Annotated in this window: 19 protein-coding genes; 7 read left to right on the forward strand and 12 right to left on the reverse strand. The window is 43.8% G+C overall.

Annotated features, from left to right (window positions below; genetic code table 11):
• The first annotated feature begins 261 nt into the window (after window positions 1–261).
• From RH88_RS19800 to RH88_RS19810, 3 genes are all read left to right on the forward strand, one after another.
• Complete coding sequence (locus RH88_RS19800) at window positions 262–471, forward strand: hypothetical protein (RefSeq protein ID WP_005599390.1); 210 nt, start codon at window positions 262–264, stop codon at window positions 469–471.
• Between the two features lie 91 nt (window positions 472–562).
• Entirely contained in the window at window positions 563–2,128 is a 1,566-nt protein-coding gene (glpD, locus tag RH88_RS19805; protein WP_005599393.1) for a glycerol-3-phosphate dehydrogenase, read from the forward strand.
• A 60-nt stretch (window positions 2,129–2,188) separates the two neighbouring features.
• Window positions 2,189–2,854, forward strand: a complete 666-nt coding sequence (locus RH88_RS19810) for a PilZ domain-containing protein (RefSeq protein WP_005599395.1) — start codon at window positions 2,189–2,191, stop codon at window positions 2,852–2,854.
• A 38-nt stretch (window positions 2,855–2,892) separates the two neighbouring features.
• Here RH88_RS19810 and luxQ read toward each other — a convergent pair whose 3' ends face one another.
• The 5 genes from luxQ to RH88_RS19835 form a co-directional block, all read right to left on the reverse strand.
• Window positions 2,893–5,460 carry a quorum-sensing autoinducer 2 sensor kinase/phosphatase LuxQ gene (gene luxQ, locus RH88_RS19815; protein WP_005599397.1) on the reverse strand — a complete coding sequence of 856 codons (2,568 nt, stop codon included), beginning with the start codon at window positions 5,458–5,460 and terminating at the stop codon, window positions 2,893–2,895.
• Window positions 5,460–6,557 carry an autoinducer 2-binding periplasmic protein LuxP gene (locus RH88_RS19820; RefSeq protein WP_005599399.1) on the reverse strand — a complete coding sequence of 366 codons (1,098 nt, stop codon included), beginning with the start codon at window positions 6,555–6,557 and terminating at the stop codon, window positions 5,460–5,462. The genes luxQ and RH88_RS19820 overlap by 1 nt, the downstream gene beginning before the upstream one ends.
• A 115-nt stretch (window positions 6,558–6,672) precedes the next feature.
• Window positions 6,673–6,996 (reverse strand): GIY-YIG nuclease family protein, encoded by a 324-nt coding sequence (locus RH88_RS19825; protein WP_005599401.1) that lies wholly within the window; start codon window positions 6,994–6,996, stop codon window positions 6,673–6,675.
• Window positions 6,989–7,645, reverse strand: a complete 657-nt coding sequence (locus RH88_RS19830; protein ID WP_005599402.1) for a YceH family protein — start codon at window positions 7,643–7,645, stop codon at window positions 6,989–6,991. Before RH88_RS19830 ends, RH88_RS19825 begins: the two co-directional genes overlap by 8 nt.
• A gap of 33 nt (window positions 7,646–7,678) precedes the next feature.
• Window positions 7,679–7,873 (reverse strand): hypothetical protein, encoded by a 195-nt coding sequence (locus RH88_RS19835; protein ID WP_005599403.1) that lies wholly within the window; start codon window positions 7,871–7,873, stop codon window positions 7,679–7,681.
• Between the two features lie 190 nt (window positions 7,874–8,063).
• Between RH88_RS19835 and RH88_RS19840 the strand changes: the two genes are divergently transcribed.
• Together RH88_RS19840 and RH88_RS19845 are read left to right on the forward strand one after the other, a co-directional pair.
• The gene (locus RH88_RS19840; protein ID WP_005599404.1) at window positions 8,064–8,384 is read left to right on the forward strand and encodes a DUF496 family protein; all 321 of its coding nucleotides are present in this window, start codon (window positions 8,064–8,066) and stop codon (window positions 8,382–8,384) included.
• A 402-nt stretch (window positions 8,385–8,786) separates the two neighbouring features.
• Window positions 8,787–9,023 carry a YgjV family protein gene (locus RH88_RS19845; RefSeq protein ID WP_005599405.1) on the forward strand — a complete coding sequence of 79 codons (237 nt, stop codon included), beginning with the start codon at window positions 8,787–8,789 and terminating at the stop codon, window positions 9,021–9,023.
• Between the two features lie 125 nt (window positions 9,024–9,148).
• Here the strand turns inward: RH88_RS19845 and glpK are convergent, their stop codons facing one another.
• Window positions 9,149–10,654: a glycerol kinase GlpK gene (gene glpK / locus RH88_RS19850; RefSeq protein ID WP_005599406.1), complete on the reverse strand. Its 1,506-nt coding sequence runs from the start codon at window positions 10,652–10,654 to the stop codon at window positions 9,149–9,151.
• A gap of 110 nt (window positions 10,655–10,764) precedes the next feature.
• The gene (locus tag RH88_RS19855; RefSeq protein WP_005599407.1) at window positions 10,765–11,358 is read right to left on the reverse strand and encodes an OmpA family protein; all 594 of its coding nucleotides are present in this window, start codon (window positions 11,356–11,358) and stop codon (window positions 10,765–10,767) included.
• A 285-nt stretch (window positions 11,359–11,643) separates the two neighbouring features.
• On the opposite strand from RH88_RS19855, the gene RH88_RS19860 reads away from it, so the two are divergent.
• Complete coding sequence (locus RH88_RS19860; protein ID WP_005599408.1) at window positions 11,644–12,261, forward strand: thiol:disulfide interchange protein DsbA/DsbL; 618 nt, start codon at window positions 11,644–11,646, stop codon at window positions 12,259–12,261.
• Window positions 12,262–12,278: 17 nt separating this feature from the next.
• Entirely contained in the window at window positions 12,279–12,752 is a 474-nt protein-coding gene (locus RH88_RS19865) for a BamJ family beta-barrel-assembly machinery protein (protein ID WP_005599409.1), read from the forward strand.
• An 80-nt stretch (window positions 12,753–12,832) separates the two neighbouring features.
• Here the strand turns inward: RH88_RS19865 and RH88_RS19870 are convergent, their stop codons facing one another.
• The 5 genes from RH88_RS19870 to nrdD all read right to left on the reverse strand — a co-directional run bounded on the left by RH88_RS19870 (window position 12,833) and on the right by nrdD (window position 18,539).
• On the reverse strand, window positions 12,833–13,525 hold the full coding sequence (locus RH88_RS19870; RefSeq protein ID WP_005599410.1) for a putative ATP-dependent zinc protease: 693 nt from the start codon (window positions 13,523–13,525) through the stop codon (window positions 12,833–12,835).
• A 59-nt stretch (window positions 13,526–13,584) separates the two neighbouring features.
• Entirely contained in the window at window positions 13,585–14,766 is a 1,182-nt protein-coding gene (locus RH88_RS19875) for an amino acid aminotransferase (protein WP_005599411.1), read from the reverse strand.
• Window positions 14,767–14,965: 199 nt separating this feature from the next.
• On the reverse strand, window positions 14,966–15,712 hold the full coding sequence (locus tag RH88_RS19880) for a hypothetical protein (RefSeq protein WP_005599412.1): 747 nt from the start codon (window positions 15,710–15,712) through the stop codon (window positions 14,966–14,968).
• 173 nt (window positions 15,713–15,885) lie between these two features.
• The gene (nrdG, locus tag RH88_RS19885) at window positions 15,886–16,353 is read right to left on the reverse strand and encodes an anaerobic ribonucleoside-triphosphate reductase-activating protein (protein ID WP_005599413.1); all 468 of its coding nucleotides are present in this window, start codon (window positions 16,351–16,353) and stop codon (window positions 15,886–15,888) included.
• Between the two features lie 65 nt (window positions 16,354–16,418).
• Window positions 16,419–18,539 (reverse strand): anaerobic ribonucleoside-triphosphate reductase, encoded by a 2,121-nt coding sequence (gene nrdD / locus RH88_RS19890; protein WP_005599414.1) that lies wholly within the window; start codon window positions 18,537–18,539, stop codon window positions 16,419–16,421.
• Window positions 18,540–18,658 lie beyond the last annotated feature (119 nt).

Genomic DNA, 18,658 nt, shown 5'->3' on the forward strand with positions numbered 1-18,658 from the left:
TGCAATAACAGCGCTATTTATCAATGCGTCACTGTGGGTAATTCTGAGTTATAGATTACACACAGTGGCTGCAGAAGTAGCCTAAAACGAATGTCAGTTTCACCGAGTTCTCGCCTTTAGCTGACACAATTCGGACATTATTTCCCCTCAGTTATCTATTCTAAATGCCTCTAAGCACGCACTGATGCGACGACCAAAATAAAACGATTACCATAAGGATGTGGCGCGGCTTAGTTTTGCTTTCAAAACAAGGGGATTCTAATGGCAACTGTCCACAACGCCAGAACAACGACCTATCTTCAGCGCTCATACCATGATTCAAAAAGACTTGAGTTACTCAAAGCGAGCTTGCATCAACTCACGCCAAGCCAGTTACGGGAGTTACGTGGTGTCATCAATACCAAATTGGATGATAGCGCCCGATTTAAAGTTACTGATGAAGAGCAACGCTTGATCAACAGCCTGTTTTAATGTTGTTTGTTGGTTATTAGACAATTTTCACATTCCGTTATTAGCGGTTGTCTATAATTACCACTATTAGCCCTGATATCAGGAACTTATAGTGAGTAAAGGCAAGTCGATAAAGTCGATAATAAACCAAGATTCCACGCTCGATGTCATCATTGTTGGCGGAGGCATTAACGGCGCGGGTATTGCTGCAGAAGCGACCAATCGTGGACTACGTGTCGGATTGTTCGAAGCAAAGGACTTTGCCTGTGCAACTTCTTCAGCCAGTTCAAAACTCGTCCACGGCGGATTACGCTATCTTGAATATGGCGAATTTCGTTTAGTCAAAGAAGCGCTTAATGAACGAGAGATTTTGCTCACTAAAGCCGCTCATCTCATTAAACCCTTGCGCTTTCGTCTGCCACACTTGTCCCATCTACGGCCAAAATGGCAAATCAAAGCCGGACTATTTTTATACGATCATCTTGCCAGGCGCTGCATTCTTAAGCCTTCCCGACAAATGAAAGTCGACCCAGCCGATGGTTTAGAAAAAAACATAACCACCGCGTTTGAGTATTCTGATTGCTGGATTGACGACGCCCGTTTGGTAATAGCTAACTTGCAGCAAGCCCGTTTAGCAGGCGCTGAAGTGCGTAATTATTGCCAAGTGATTAAGAGTGAATACGAGCGTGGGTTATGGAAGGTAACTATTTTTGATCAGCGAACAAATCTGAAATCCATTCGCTATAGCCGCGTATTAATTAACGCAACGGGCCCTTGGGCTGCTTCTTTCATCGAGCAATACACGCCAGAAACAAGCCCACATAGTATGCGTTTAGTGAAAGGATCGCACCTCATCGTGCCTAAGCTCTATCAAGGAGAACACGCCTACGTTTTGCAAAATAAGGATAAAAGAATCGTCTTTGTTATTCCTTACCTTGACCGTTTTTCAATGATTGGTACTACCGATATCCCATTTGAAGGTGATGCTTATAGCGCGACGACAAGTGAAGAGGAAACCGCCTATTTGCTTTCGCTCACTAACCAATTTTTCACCCGTCAACTTGATACGAGTGATGTCATTGATAACTTTAGCGGTGTTCGCCCTTTATTCGAGGACATGGCGAAGGATACTAGTAATAATGAGCAAAAGCCGGTGTCGGCGCAAGCGCTCAGCCGCGACTATGATCTGACAATACAGTCAGTGCATAATGCTCCACCTCTCCTCACAGTTTTCGGCGGTAAATTAACCACTTACCGTAAGCTTTCCGTAAAGGTTATCAAAGCGTTAGAACCTTTTCTTGCCTTATCACCGCCACATTCAGAACCGACAGCCCCCCTTCCCGGCTCTATTGGCCTGCAAAGAACGGTACTACTGAATCAAGTCACTACCGCACATCCCTCGCTTGCAGCAACAACCGTTGCAAGACTCGTGGCTCAGTATGGTACTGCTGTGTGGGATGTTGTGAAAAATGCCGAGACTCATAACGAAATCATCATTGCTGACTTACACCGCTTTGAATTAGATTATTTGGTCGAAAATGAGTGGGCCTTCACCGCGGATGACATTGTGAGACGTAGAACCAAGCTGCATTTTGATTGCGATGCACAAGAACTGCGACGGCTTGAAAATGAACTCTCCATCAGACGAAGATCCCAAAATGATCTTCACCTAAAGTGATACGGTTCAACTTATTGTTATTCAACGTTATAGTAGGCGATATGTATTCCACGTACGCTCATGACTATGCCGCAAAATAACGTTGATCAGCTCATCCCATTATTGACCGCTGGCCTCAAGCTATCGATCAATCTTGAGTTTGGCCCCAATGACACACACTCATACAATGCCGATTACATAGGGTGTAAGCTTGGCCAATATCTCATCGTTGAGTTGCCAAAAAAATCGCAAGAAATGTTGGTCATGCGCCAACTGAACAACGTTTCTGTTGTCGTTCGAGCGGTAACACAGTCGAAACTTGGCCATATCATTGCGTTCAAGAGCTCTGTACTCGCCTGCATCAGCGCACCAACTGGGTTATTGTTGATCCGTATGCCACAACATTTTGCATCGAAACCGATTCGCAATTATGAGCGCTACTCGATCAACATCCCAGCCCAAGTTACCGCCAACACCGTCACCTACGAAGCGACCATGACCGATTTTTCGATCACAGGCTGTGCTTTGTCTATTGCGGGTGAAAACAACTTAGAAAAAGAGCATGTACTAGAGATTGACTGTGAACTTTCAAATGCACTGCCGCAAGAATTAACTTATTTCGTCGTAAGCATTGAGAAAACCCAACACGGCCATAAAATCGGTGTCAAATTTGATCACACCATCGAGCTAACCCAGACACTAAAACAAACGCTGCTTGAAAAATCCTTCCAAGCCAAGCCACTCTAAAGCACTCTGGGTAAGCAGTCATCCCGACTCACTGAGCGTTACTTATCTACGTTGCTAACATGGCTAGTTTGGAAAAAAGTATCTCGATAATGAATCAGAGCTTTGTTAAGTGCGCTCTCTTTGATCGGTTTAACGATGACATAATTTGCTCCCGCATCGATAAAAGCACGTTTGGTATCATGCATACCATCCGCCGTACAAGCATAGACTGGCACCGATGAATGCAATTCTTGACGGATAATTTTGGTCGCTTCTATTCCACCCAAACTCGGCAACTGATTGTCCATTAAAACCAAATCGAGAGCCGGATTGTGTTTTAAATGCTCTATGGCGTTGTAGCCATCTTGCACCCAAGTCACTTTCATTCCATATTTTTCACAAAATGCACGGGCGATGTAGGCATTCGTGTGGTTATCTTCAACCAACAATACCTCTAATGGACGATCAAATAGTGTTTCGGGTTTCACGAGCAACTGGTTGTCTTCAGGGCATGCTTCATTGTCAAGCAATTGAATCGGCAGCGTAATATTGAAGCGTGTCCCCTCGCCAATGACGCTTTCAACCCAAATAGAACCTTCGAGTAATTCAACTAAACTATGAACAATCGCTAAACCTAGACCACTCCCCCCGTACTCACGGGTTGTTGTCGTTTCTGCCTGTACAAAAGGCTCAAAAATATGCTGAAGGCGTGAATTATCAATACCAATGCCCGAATCTTCCACTACAACATCTAGTGTCGTATCGCCGCCATAAGCCTTGAGGTTAAGACTGACATTAATTGAACCAAAATGAGTAAATTTAACCGCGTTACTGACCAAATTAAACATGATCTGATTTAAGCGAATTTGGTCGCTGCAAACCCATTGCCCTGCATCGATATTACTTTGCATCGTAAACTGTACATTGTTTTCATCACACAGCGGTCGATAAGTTTTCTCTATCGTATTGACGATCTCATACAATCTGAAATCTCGGCTTTGGATATGAAATTTACCCTGTTCAATTTTTGAAAAATCGAGAATATCGTTCAGTACCGCTAATAGATGTTCGCCACTATTGACCAAAACATCCATATGCTCGATGTCATTTTCTTTAGTCAAATTGGTTTTGAGCAACTGAGAAACACCCAAGATGCCATTTAGCGGTGTGCGCAATTCATGGCTCATTCTGGCCAAAAAGTCCGCTCGAATCCGCGCTAACTCTTCGGCTTCTTCACGCGCCATTTTACTTTGATGCTCTGCTTCGACAAAGCTAGTGACATCTTGTCCTTGCGCCATAATGTGTCGGGTTTGGTTATCTATAATGATGGGCGAGAAGTTCCAACGGTAGGTGTTATCGCTGATGGCAATATTAATTCCCGTCAATGACGCCCCATTTGCCGCCATTCGAATCTGTGGGATAAGCTTGTCTAATAATAATTGATAGAGTTCATCACTTTTACAGAATGTGCGTTCCGCTGCTGGATTCATTCGCAGTAATTGGCCTGATGTATCCCATAAGGTCATTGGCGACAGTGAGTAGTTAAACAAGTCGGTAAATTGCTTTTCTTGTTCGCGTAATCTTTTAAACGAACGCTGAAACGACTGGCCGATAGTATTAAATTCCGCGATTTCAGAGCCTTCAAACCGTTGTTCTTGCTTAGCTTCTATGCTCTGCTCGGTGTAGACCATTAAGTTATTCAACTCTTTCGACACTCTCAACCGGAGCCAAAACCGGCTGTACAACGCAATTAACACTATCACCAATAGTGCAGCACCAACCCAGAGGTAGTGACCTTGCATCAATAAAGCGATATGAGAGTTATCTTGAATGGTGTAAACCGTAATAAAAGTAGCGACATCGTTGATGGTTAAATCAACCCTCGAAACCATGAAATCATTGGCATTGAGCTCTGGCGAATACTCTTCAAGCCATCGAATGTGACGAGCATTCGTTTTAAGGCTACTCGCGATGATTTCACTGCCGACCGTCAACACAACCTCATCGACATTACTGCCATCCAGCAATGCACGAATAAGAGAAAAATTATTGTTTAGTACAATGCCCACATAAAGATCACCGACCACCTCACCATTACTCATTGCTATTAACGAGGTACGGCGAATCATCAGATAACGCATCCCCATAGCAGAAGGTGTTTGTGAGATATACCAATCACTGCCAGTGACAAGATCATGGCTAATGTGCATCAACTGCTGATCATCAATGCCATAAAAACGGTGATTTTCATCGTTCCACGTCATCTGCTCGCCTTTGGTGATAAAGCGAAAATCAGGCGAAAGATCGGGATCAATTTGGTCAATGCCATTGAAGAATAAGCTGATGTTTTCTTCACTGTCACCGCGTAAAGAATCGACCAGCGATAAGCTTCGACTGTAGCTATCTTGCTGGATTTCGATTGATTCGAGCCTGAATGTAAATATTTCTTGTATCAGACTCGATGTTTGTAGCTTTGAACGAGCAACTTCCTGTGTGACCACTTGGCGGTTTACTTGGTAGTTTTGTAGCACGACCACTAAGGTAAGCACACCAATTGTCACAAAGATTGAATGCGTTAATAGCGTTGCAAGTTGGTGTTTGCCCGTTCGCCTTTTCCACAGTTTCATTATTGGTCTGAGTACCTAAATGCACGACGCTTTAAGCGTTCGATTTTTTCACCGCTGTCGGCACTCGTTACCACTTCAAAGTCGCCCGAATAAACATGTGGAACTTGCTTACCTTCTAAGTCCCACTTAATGGCCTCAGCCATCGCTATGCCGGTGTCATCGTTCATACGCATCACCGTCACATCAATATCACCTTGTTCAATCGCCTCTAACTCAGCAGTGCCTCCCCCCCAGCCGTTAACCAAAATATCGCCACGTTTAAGCTGTTTTAGCGCATCGACGGCACCCAGTGCAACATCGGTTGAACAAGCATAAATAAATGAAATATCCGGATCCTTCTCCACCGCATTCATGGCTGCGTTGAAACCCGATTCTCTGGTCGCTTTGGTGTAGAATGAAGAACTTAACTTATAGCCGTCATGATGGCTCATCTCTTCAATGAAGGTATCTCCACGCGCATCACTAATGTAGCCTTCTGAAAAGTACAACACGGAATACTTACTGCCGGTTGCGGCTTTTTCTTTGTAGTAGTTTTCGATGTGCTGTGTGCCAAGCTGGTGGTCAAAACCAACATACATAAATGGCTGATGATCATCCCAAGCGCGCACTGGCGTGGTAATATTCTGCAAAATGAGTTTAGTGTCGGTCGAGCTAATCACGTGTTCGATGAATTTTCGATGGCGAGTGGTATCTAGTGTAAAAATGAGGTAATCAGAATTATTCTGAATTGCTTCAAGCAGTGACAAGCTTTGCTGTCGTACATCGACATTCGGTCGAGTAAACACCTGATTAATCTCATACTTAATACCTAACTTATCTAAGCGAGCTTCAAACGCTTTGATATTTCGAATCCAGTAGTCTGAGATTTGCTGTCCTGGATAGACCACCGAGATTGAGATTGGTCTATCTTGCACTTCATTGATAGCTGCAGGATGCTCTCTCACCGCTTGCGCGAGCTTACCCGTTAAGGCCTTTTGACTTGGATGAGACGACAAATATTCATCGTATTCCCAATAGCCGTTTAACACTTGAGTTGAATGCGCTAACGCGACGGACGAGAAGACAGACAGTAGCGTAGCTAGAGCCGTTTTATACATACAATTTCTCTTATTTACCTAGCAATTTTAGTAGTTCAGTACAATGCTGAACCATCAGAATTTTATTTGAATTTTTTGTGTTTTATTAAGCGTAATACATTTTTACTTAGCTGACCTATCTGCACATAATAATCTGCGCATAATCGCCACCATTAAGCACCGAACTAAGTTCTATTTCACCGCAGATCAAAGCCTCTTTCTGCGGCTTGCCGAGTTGTTTTAATTGATATTCCACTTTGGACGCAATACTACGGTTATCGCCAGCAGGATGATGCCAAGCCAATGTCAGTGGCCCTTGGCCTTTCAATGCCTTTGCCCCGGTACCAGCACAATGCATCTTAAAACGACGCTCAACATCGGTTGTGATACCACAGTAGAGTCGATTGGCGCGAGTACGAACAAAATACACGCGCCAATAAGTAACAATTTTGCTATCCATTCAAGTGTTCAATGGTCGCTCGTAATTCGAGTACTTCCGCTTTTAATGCCGTAACTTCCGCTTCCAACTCAACAATGCGAGCATTCGCCGATTGACCTGTTGATGACGGTGCTAAGGCTGCTAACGCTTCAATATCTACTTCGCCGCTAAACAGATGCTGGTAACGTGATTCTCGTTTACCCGCTTCACGTGGCAACTTAACGACGAGAGCGCCCGTTTCTGCATTGGCCATTTTTTCTAGTAACGCCTCGACTTCCTTTACGTCAGAAAATTCAGCAAGGCGATTGGTGCGAGTGCGAATTTCACCCGGCGTTTGAGCGCCACGAAGTAGCAAACAGCAAACAATACCTTTTTCCTGCTTACTCAGCTTCAGATCGCCAAATTCCGTGTTACAAAAACGATGCTGGAACTTGTTTGCACGGCTATTAAAGCTACTCTCATCACTGACTAAACGGCGGGAGAGCAAACTATCAACGGCGGCTTGCACATCAGAATCACTCAGTTGCAAAACAGGTTCGCGGTTACTTTTTTGGTTACAAGCGGCGGTTAAACTATTGAGCGTTAGGGGATAGTAATCAGGTGTTGTGACTTCTTTTTCGATAAGACAACCAATCACTCGTGCTTCAATCGGGGATAGCTCAATATTCATAATACTTCCTTATTATTTTAACTTTGATATGAATCAGTGTTCTGCCAAGAGTGGCACTCGCTTCAAGTTGCCATTTTCATCAATAATGACAATTTTAGCGCGGTTTAGCTCGACTTCGGTGATTTCTTGCTGTGTTCTCTCAAATATGTACGCTTTGACAAGTTTTTCACTGCGCGTTTCATCTGAGGACGCTTCAGGCTTTGGTAAGATAATGTCGGAACTTCGCATAATTCAACACGTTATCATTCAAGTGACTTTACAAAATAATATATCGTTCCAGCGATAGGCTCAATCTATCTTGAAACGAATTGCTGATAAAAGCACCAAGTTGGCGAAATGATTGATCTTAGTACTGTAAACCCCCGCTCTGTTATGATTTAATCATTGTCAGTTAACGTTAAAACTAGGAATGGAACCTATGAGTGGTGTATTTGAAATCGTATCTCAGGCGCGTCGTAAGAATAAGTTAAAACGTGAGCTTATCGATAACGAGAAAAAAGTTCGTGATAACCGTAAACGTGTAGACCTTTTAGAAAACTTGATGGATTACATCGTTGCAGACATGTCTCATGATGAAATCGTTGCAATCATCAAAAACATGAAAGCGGATTACGAAGACCGTGTTGATGACCACATCATCAAAAGCGCTGAAATCTCAAAAGAACGTCGTGACATCAGCCGTCGCATTCGTGAACTAACCGAAGCTGACAAACAAGTTCAAAAAGGCGTAAAGAAATAACTTATCGCCGTAAAAGCTGATTTTTCAGTCTGAATAGAGTTGAGCTCACATGCCTATATGTGGGCTTTTTTTTGCTTTTTAGTTAACACTTCGTTGCATAACCTTCCATTCCCCAACCGTTTGCGTAATCGCTAACCTTCAATCTTCTGCATTTCGAGGGTTTAATCACAGTTTTGTCGCTGCTATGCTTTTGTTAAACACAATAAGCATCTGTCAATGCAATGCTAAATATAACAACACATGCCATGCATTCAGAATGACTTTTGGTACAGACTTTGAGTTCAACGCAGCGTAATCAATTCCTATCTCCTAGAACTCATAGGGGAAGGACGCATACCAAGCTAACCGCTCCGCTAAAACACAAAGTAGTACCAATACATCGCAATAAAATGAGGGTTAACAATGGACTTTAACGGAGTCGAACTATTAGGCTACGCTGCATCCATCATGGTCGCACTATCACTGACTATGAAAGATATCATCAAGTTACGTATCATCAACTTTTTTGGCTGTGCGCTTTTTACCGCTTACGGCTTAATGATTGATTCCTGGCCAGTGGTTCTGACTAATGGTTTCATCGCGTGCGTTAATGTTTACTTCCTGGTCAAAATGCACCAAGACAAACACAAACAAGTCTAACGTTTTATTTCGATCGTCTAGGTAGTAGAAGAGTAAGCAGAGTAAGCCTGCTATGCAGCGCTTACTCAAAGTTTAACGAAGTAAACAAGCCTGAATCAGTTAAATAAGACAATTCAGTCTATCTATTACTCATCGTCTAATGTTGCCCATAACTGGGCGCACTTCACCGCGCGCTTCCAACCTTTATAGCGTTGAGCTTGTTTGTGGTTATCTTGGCAAGGCGTGAATATATCATTTATCGCGTTGGCACTGGCCGTTTGCTCACTATGAGGCCATGTTTTGCATCCCAACGCCGCCAGATAAGCTGCGCCAAGAGCGGTAAGCTCACCAACTTGAGGCCGAACAACGGGGGTTGCCAATACATCGGCTTGAAATTGCATTAGGAAGTTATTTTTAACCGCACCACCATCTACATTGAGATGTTCCAATGTCATGCCGGAATCGGCTTGCATGGCCGCCAATACGTCCTTTGATTGATACGCAATGCTTTCTAAGGTGGCTCTGACAATATGATTGGCATTAACACCTCGGGTTAACCCCACAATTGTACCTCTGGCATGCGCATCCCAATAAGGGGCGCCCAACCCTGTAAAAGCAGGAACCACATAAACACCATTGGTGGAGTTTACTTGTGTCGCCATCTCTTCCGATTGCTGAGCAGAGTTCAGTAATTTCAACTCATCACGTAGCCACTGAACGGATGCGCCGCCCATGAAAACAGAGCCTTCAAGGGCATAACACGGCTGACCTTGTGCATCACAAGCGAGTGTCGTTAATAGTCCATGAGTTGAATTAACACGTTGCTGCCCGGTATTCATCAATAAGAAACAGCCCGTACCATAGGTATTTTTGGCTTGACCTGCTTGGGTGCATTTTTGACCAAACAGCGCTGCTTGTTGATCGCCGGCGACACCGCAGATAGGAATGTTATGGCCTGCGATGTTTGCATCACCAAAATACGATGAAGAAGATTGCACCTGTGGCAACATCGATTTTGGAATCGTAAACAATTGCAGTAATTCATCATCCCACGCCTTATCGTCAATATTAAACAGCATGGTACGTGAAGCATTGGTGTAGTCTGTTGCGTGAACGTTTCCTTGCGTCATTTTCCAAATAAGCCAACTGTCCACCGTGCCAAATAACAATTCGCCCCGCTCGGCTTGTTCCCGAGCACCATCAACGTTGTCTAAGATCCATTGTATCTTGGTTGCCGAAAAGTATGGGTCAAGTACCAAGCCTGTTTTCGTCTTTATGCACGCTTCTAAACCACGTGCAACTAATTCATCACAGTTCGGCGTTGTACGACGACATTGCCATACAATTGCGTTGTGCACGGGCTTACCCGTTAATTTATTCCACACCACGGTGGTTTCACGTTGATTCGTAATCCCTATCGCTGCGATTTCGTCGCCACGAATCCCGGCCTTTGCTAAGGCTTCGGTTAACGTTGCACTTTGGCTTGCATAGATATCAAGCGGGTCATGCTCAACCCAGCCGGCTTGAGGATAAATCTGTTTGAATTCACGCTGCGCATTGGCGACCACACTGCCTTGATGATCAAACACGATCGTTCGGGAGCTTGTTGTGCCCTGATCCAGCGCAACGATATATTTGGGTTGTTCAGCCACGTAATTTTCCTATTGGCACGTCTTGAGAGTAATTATAGGCAGATACAAAAACGAGAATAGCGCCAGTGTCGCTATTCTCGTGCTAATTCGTCTAGATGGGTACGGTTTGCTTAATAATCCGCCGATAAGATGAACAGGACTTCTGCACGTCGATTACAGGCTTTACCTTTTGCAGTAGCATTATTACAAGCAGGCTCAGCTTCGCCATAGCCACGTGTAAATATTGAACGCTGATCAACGCTATTGTTGACTAAAGACTGCTTGACCGCGTCGGCACGTTTGACCGATAGCTTGTCATTGAACTTCGCGGCGCCAGTATTGTCAGCATGGCCATCAATCACTACATCAATACCTGGCTGGGACGCAACGTAGCGGGCGATAACGTCGAGCCAGTAAGCAGACTGACGAGACACTTGCGATGATCCCGTATTGAACTTGATCGTATCGACCAGTTTGACCATCTTGTAATCACCCGGTAGCACTTCATAATTTAAATTGTGCTTTGCTAGAAAACTTTCTAGTGAGTGTGGTTGGTACGCATTCTTTTCGCCATAGGGACCTTGCACGCCGGATTTTGGTTTCACTGTTGCTTTGCCCCAATCTGGGTGCATTACGTCTTGTTCACCTTGCGGCGCTATGGTCAACATGTTGTCGTTAAGGATATCATCCGGTAACGAACCACATCCCGGTAGGGCCAACAACATACTTAAGGCTATTAATGCTCTCATCTGACTACCATCTAAATCGATTGCTTACAGACGTTATATCGCCCTATTAGTCGATTTCTTTAGACCGATTGAACAAAAAGTTATTTGCTTGCTCATTTTTATCGCAAACACTCACGTTTCTCGTTCATAACTACAAACATATGACGATAAGTTGTTAGAAATTGCTACTCTGAAGTTATAACCGTTTGTTAAATCCTGACTTAACGGTAAAATCAAACCACTTTAAATGCGCCTTTGCCGCGCACGTAACGAGAAACTTTTATGAAAAAAATGATCACACTATTTTTGCTAGGTGCTTCGGCTTTATTAGCGGGTTGTTCTGACAACACCGTACCAGTTGAAGGTGAGCAATATTCAAAACTGCCCGCGAACCTATCTACCTTCCGTATTCCGCAAGTAACAGAAGTGTTTTCGTTGAACTGTGGTCACTGCGGCAAAATGGAAGCGGAAATTCCTAAACTGGAAAGTTTAATCGATCAAAGCATTGGTAAGATCCACGTGACCTTTAACGAAAGTGCACAAATTGGTGCGATGATTTACTACGCAGCAGAAATGCAACTTGGCCATAAACCTGATCACCAAATGATGCTTGAGCTTTTTTCTGCGGTACAAATGGGTGACGGTTCGACCATTGCACAACGTAAAGCGGCCATCGATAACGCATTTCAAAGCCGAAACCTGATCTCGCCATACAACCTAAACGAAGAACAGCAGGCTCAGCTATTCCAAGCAATACAACTGGCAGATGACATTACTACGCAAGGTCAGATCAGCTCAGTACCAACTTTCATTGTTAACGGTAAATACCAAGTGATTACTTCTGGTCACCAGAATGTCGATAGTATTGCTGACACCATTAACTACCTAATCAAAAAATAAATTAACGGAAAGGATTCATGTCTAAATTTGTATTTCCAATCATCATTTTTGTGCTTGCCGGTTTTTTCATTTACCGTACTTGGACTAACCACAAAGCAGCTGATGAAAACTTCCAACTTGGCCAAGCTTTCTTGCTAGAAAATGGGACTAAAGAAGGTGTGGTTACCACCGAAAGTGGTCTTCAGTATGAAGTTCTGACTAAAGGTGAAGGAAGCGTTTATCCAACAACGGCAAATCGCGTTAAAGTTCATTACCACGGTACGCTCATTGACGGTACAGTCTTTGATAGTTCGGTTGAGCGTGGAGAGCCAATTACATTTGGTCTTGGCCAAGTCATTAAAGGCTGGCAGGAAGGTTTAACTTACATGGTAGAAGGCGACAAGTTCCGTCTCTACATTCCAAGCACACTGGCTTATGGAAAAGGCGGTACAGGCCCTATTCCACCTGCAGCGACGCTTATTTTTGATGTAGAGCTTATTGAAATTCAATAACGCTAACTCAGAAATTTATAAAAAAACCGCTCATTGAGCGGTTTTTTGTTTTTCCCCGTAATTGGGATATGAAAAACAGGTTACTTATGCTTGTCTTGAATATACTTCTTACTCACATCGACTAAAGCCACATCTTTAAAGAAGCTTCGCCCCAGCAATACTGGAAAAGTAAGATGCGTTCTATCCGCTAGGGTAAACTCTGTTTTCTCTTTTAAATCACCAATCTGAATCCACGCTTGAACCACAGCCCTACGCTGAGTGCCTTCTGCACTCGATTGACGGATCTTAACCCATCGATCAACCGGAAGAGCGATTTCTTTACTCTTGATGCCATCGTGTTCAATTTTAAATTTAACCCAATCATTACCATCACGTTCAAATGATACGATGTCAACGGCACTGATTGATGATGTGGTCGCACCAGTATCAATACGCGCTTTAAACGACTGCTCTAAACCGGGAATATACACCCACTCTTTTTCGCCTAAAATCAAACGGCCATCAGCAGTTTGTTGCGCCTCAATGACTGGTGGTTTGGGCTTTTCGACAGGCTTGATTTCAGGCTCTGGCTTCGGTTTGACTTCCGGCTGTTGAGTGACTTTATCATCGGGCGTCACCGCGGGCTTAGTTTCTGGTGAGGTTTCCGGTTGTTCAACTTTTGGCGGTGTTTGAGGTTTGCTGTCCTTGTCGACGGCTTGCTCATTTGTATTCGCACAAGCAACTAAGCCACCGCACAATAATAATGGAACTAACGCCTTCCACGATTTTTTCATTCATTCCCCCAAATTTCATTTATTTCTTGAAGACTCCGAAGAGTCTTTTTACAACCGTCTTAAGAGACTTTAATTATTGCTTCGGCCACATATGGGATGTCTTTTTCAGTTAGACCAGCAATATTAATACGCCCGTCACCCACGCCATAAATGCCATATTCTTCACGCAGTTGCGACATTTGACTTTGGCTAAAGCCTAGCACAGTAAACATCCCTTTGTGAGATTCGATGAAATCAAATTGTGAAGTATTGTGGGCATTTCGCAACTCATCACATAAACTTTTGCGTAGGCTTAACAAACGCTGTTGCATTTCACTTAACTCTTGCTTCCAAACCTCAGTTAACTCTTGATTTTGAAGAATAGTTTTCACTAATGCTGCACCATGATCAGGTGGCATGGTATAAGTTGAACGCGCCAATGTTAGGAGTTTTCCTTTGGCATTGTTCGCATCAACCGTTGATTGACCAAGTACGATGGCTGCGCCGGTGCGCTCACGGTATAAACCAAAATTTTTCGAACATGAAGTCGTGATCAGCATTTCATCAACGTTGTCGGCCATATAGCGCAAACCTTTGGCATCCGCATCAAGCCCATCACCAAACCCTTGGTAAGCAACATCGACGAAAGGTGTGAAACCATTTTTCTGCGCAAGAGCCGTGATTTGCTGCCATGCATCAAAATCGATATCCGCACCCGTCGGGTTATGGCAGCAGCCATGCAAAAGCACCACATCATTTTTGCCCGCTTTCGCTAAGTCTTCCAACATCATTCCTTTGTCGACTTGTTTGGTTTGTGGGCTGAAATAGCGGTAGTAACTTACTTTTAATCCGGCCGCTTCCATGACGGGTTTGTGGTTAACGTAGCTTGGATTAGAAATCCACACTGTGGTATTAGGCTGAGCAACCTTTATTAAGTCGCCAAGCATACGCAGCGCACCGCTCGCACCCGGTGTTTGTACCGCACTCACTCGATCTAATACTGACGTGCCACCCAAAACTAGATTGACCATGGATTGGTTGAACTCTTCACAGCCCGCAAGGCCTACATAAGACTTTGTCTGTTGCGTGGCGACCACGATATCTTGAGCTTGGGAAATTGCGCGCATGATCGGTGTTTCACCGGCGCTGTTTTTATACACACCAATACCGAGATCGACTTTTTCACTGCGTGGATCATTTTTATAAGCAACGGAGAGCGAAAGAATGGGATCTAATTGAGGTGTCGGTAAATGAGTAAACATGAAAGTCACAACCCTTTGAAATTCAACGTTAGTAATATGAGTTTCAAGTTATCACTACTTTTTTTAAATTACGACTACTAAACCAAGCTCCAACTAAAATTTTTCCTCGATGTTGGTTGGTATTAGAAGCAGTCCAAGTTAATCACGCGCACAAAAAAGCGGGGCACTACCCCGCTTCGTCATTCTATATCTTCTCGTATCACGAGACCTCGTCGCTCATCGGATGCTTCATCCATACATTGGGTTCACGATAGATACCGCAATCATTCGCTTTATCGATTTCAAGTGTCGATAATGCTCCGGGCACAATGTACTGGCCTGAATGTGGGAAAATCATATCGGTCCATTGCGACCACTGGGCAATCGAACCTTTAACGGTCAACGTACAGTTGGCGATATGAATCGCTTTCGCTCCCAGTTTTTGGTGAACACGCAACCAAGGATCGTAATAAAGACCATCATCACGTAACCAACTAGCATAACTTTGGATCGATTGAATTGGGTATTTGGATTTATAAGTTGGGCGTACTGGAACCACTAAAGAGGTTAAACCCAGACGTTTTGCGAGCGCTTTCATTTCTAACAAGATGCTCGCGCTTAGTCCTTCTCCCTGAACACTTGGGTCAACTAAAGCGGCAATCGGGATCAACGTATTCGCTGGTAACTTGGAATTCTGTATAGCTAAACCACGTTCAAGAACATCATCGATCGTTTCAGGTAAGCTCGTTACGCCGCCACCCCACTTAATTGGGATCGTAAAACCCGCCCCAATCACTTGATCACTGGAAAGTAAAATTAACACGGTTTCACTAAAGGCCTCATACAGATGATGCCAATTGTCTGCATCACCGTGCTGTAAAAATACGGGCCATGAACGATTGTCTAGGTTCGCTACTTGGTCAATTAAATCCGGTCTTTCACTTAGCGTCGTTACTTCATAATCCATACAGCTCAATTCCATCTAATGACGAAAATTACTGCATCAACACGTTGATGACAGGTTCACGTCTTAACTCAATGCCAGTTAAAACTAGCACGCGTAAATGACTGATGAAATTGAATTTTCTAATAAATGCGACATTGCTAGATACAAAAAAGGCAGCGAATTCGCTGCCTTTTCTAAATTTTGAACCGATGTATCACTTGGTTTGAGCTGCCTCGCCATTCCAAGTTAAGATCTTTCTTCTCTTGCACGAACTTTCCATCCACCAGTACATCAAGAAGATCGACCACTGCTCGTTGCTCATCACTCAATTCCGCAAGCGTATAACCACTCCAAAGCCAGATGTCTTTCCCTGGACATTCGTTGCGTACACGTTTTACCAGTTTTAGTACCGAAGCTACATTAGCCGGATGAAGCGGATCACCTCCTGAAAGAGACAAACCTTTGCGCTTGATGCGCGTGTCATTCAAATCGGCAATGATTTGGTCTTCTAGCGCTTGGGTGAACTCATGACCACTATCAAGTCGCAATGTTGACTGGTTATAACACCCTTTGCATTGATGAACACAGCCCGAAACGAATAAAGTACAACGAGTGCCTGGACCGTTAATGACATCGATTGGATAGTATTGGTGATAATTCATAGTTCTTCTGCAAAAAAAACAGCTCGCCTAAACGAGCTGGTTACCATTCAGTGTGTTAGCAACGATTAAAGGTGCTTAACGCGACGTTTAACTTCTTCTTGTTTACCAAAGTTAAACGGGCGAGCATCTGGGCTACCAAGATAGCCACACACACGGCGGGTTACTGACACTTTGCTAGAGTCGTGGTTGCCGCAGCTCGGACAAGTAAAACCTTTACTCGTACACTCAAATTCACCGGTGTAGCCACACTCATAACACTCATCGATTGGTGTATTGGTACCGTAATACGGTACGCGGCTATAACTGTAATCCCACACGTTTTCTAACGCTTCAATATTGCGTTGCATGTTCGGGAATTCACCATAACAGATGAAGCCACCCGTTGAGATATGCGGGTAAGGCATTTCAAAATCGATCTTATCGTATGGGTTTACTTTCTTTTCTACATCTAAGTGGAAACTGTTTGTGTAATAACCTTTGTTCGTTACACCTTCTACCACACCAAATTCTTTGGTGTCGATACGACAGAAACGACTACACAAGTTTTCACTCGGTGTACCGTATAGGCTAAATGCATAACCCGTTTCTTCTGCCCACTGCTCAACGTTTTTCTTCAAGTAACTCACAAGATCCAACGCTTTTTGGCGCAATTCTTCACTGTCGTAAACGTGTGTCTCTGTACCAAATAGTGCATTAACCGTTTCATGGATACCGATGTAGCCAAGCGAGATAGATGCACGACCGTTTTTAAAGATATCGGCAATTGAATCATCCGCTTTCAAACGAACACCACATGCTCCTTCCATATACAGGATTGGCGCAACGCGTGCTTTGACGTTTTCCAAACGAGAAATACGCGTTTCAAGTGCGCGACGAGCGATATCTAATTTCTCATCAAGTAGCTGGTAGAACGTTTTTTCATCACCGTTTGAACGCAATGCGATACGTGGCAAGTTCAAGCTCACAACACCAAGGTTATTACGACCTTCGTGGATTAGTTCACCATTTTCTTCATATGGGTTTAAGAAGCTACGGCAACCCATTGGGGTTTTGAATGAGCCGGTCACTTCGACAATTTTGTCGTAGTTAAGGATATCTGGGTACATGCGTTTTGAAGCACACTCAAGCGCAAGCTGTTTGATATCGTAGCTTGGATCTTCAGCTTTATGGTTTAGGCCATCTTTGATTGCAAAAACCAATTTAGGGAATACCGCTGTTTTGCTGTTTTTGCCCAAACCTGCGATACGGTTCTTCAGAATCGATTGTTGGATCAGGCGTGATTCCCAGCTAGTGCCTAGACCAAAACCAAACGTTACAAACGGGGTTTGGCCATTGGCGGTATGTAGTGTGTTTACTTCATACTCCAATGATTGAAATGCGTCATAACATTCTTTTTCGGTACGTGAAATAGCAAACGCTTCCGGCGTGTGAATATCCCACTCTTTCGCTGTTAGTAGGTGTTTTTCGTAGCTGGCCGAGACATAAGGAGCCAATACTTCATCGATGCGGTTGATCGTGGTGCCACCGTAAATATGGCTCGCCACTTGCGCGATGATCTGCGCTGTCACTGCAGTCGCCGTTGAAATTGATTTTGGCGTATCAATCTCAGCATTACCCATTTTAAAACCATGCGTTAACATGCCCTTAAGATCGATAAGCATACAGTTAAACATTGGGAAAAACGGTGCGTAATCGAGATCGTGGTAGTGGATATCGCCTTCTTCATGCGCTTGTACAATATCGCGAGGCAAAATGTGGGTCTTTGCGTAGTGCTTCGCCACAATACCAGCAAGTAAATCACGTTGCGTTGGGATCACTTTACCATCTTTATTAGCGTTCTCGTTGATGAGATCAACGTTGCTTTCTTCGATTAAGCCTTCGATTTCACGCGTTAATGTGCTTTGCTTTTCACGTGCGATATCGCGGTCGTGGCGATATTCGATGTATGAACGAGCAAGAGACTTGAATGGTCCTTGCATCAATTCGTTTTCAACTAGGGTTTGGATTTCAGTGATATGAACTTCATCGTGATCTTTTAGCTGTAGCTCAACCGCTAATGCTACATTTAAAGCATGAATGGCGATTTCGTTGTCTACTTGATCAGCTGCAGCTTCCACTGCTGCTTGGATACGATCTCGGCTAAATGGCGCTCTTGAGCCATCGCGCTTGATTACGATTGGTTTCACTTTATCTCCTTACCCAGCATACTCACAGAGTTATCCACAAATACACTATATAGGGCTAATTATTGTTCGGCTGACACTATATGTTGTGCCGTATTAAACTCAAACCACGAGTCAAAAGT

It is taken from the genome of Vibrio scophthalmi LMG 19158 (assembly GCF_000222585.1).
Classification (GTDB): domain Bacteria; phylum Pseudomonadota; class Gammaproteobacteria; order Enterobacterales; family Vibrionaceae; genus Vibrio; species Vibrio scophthalmi.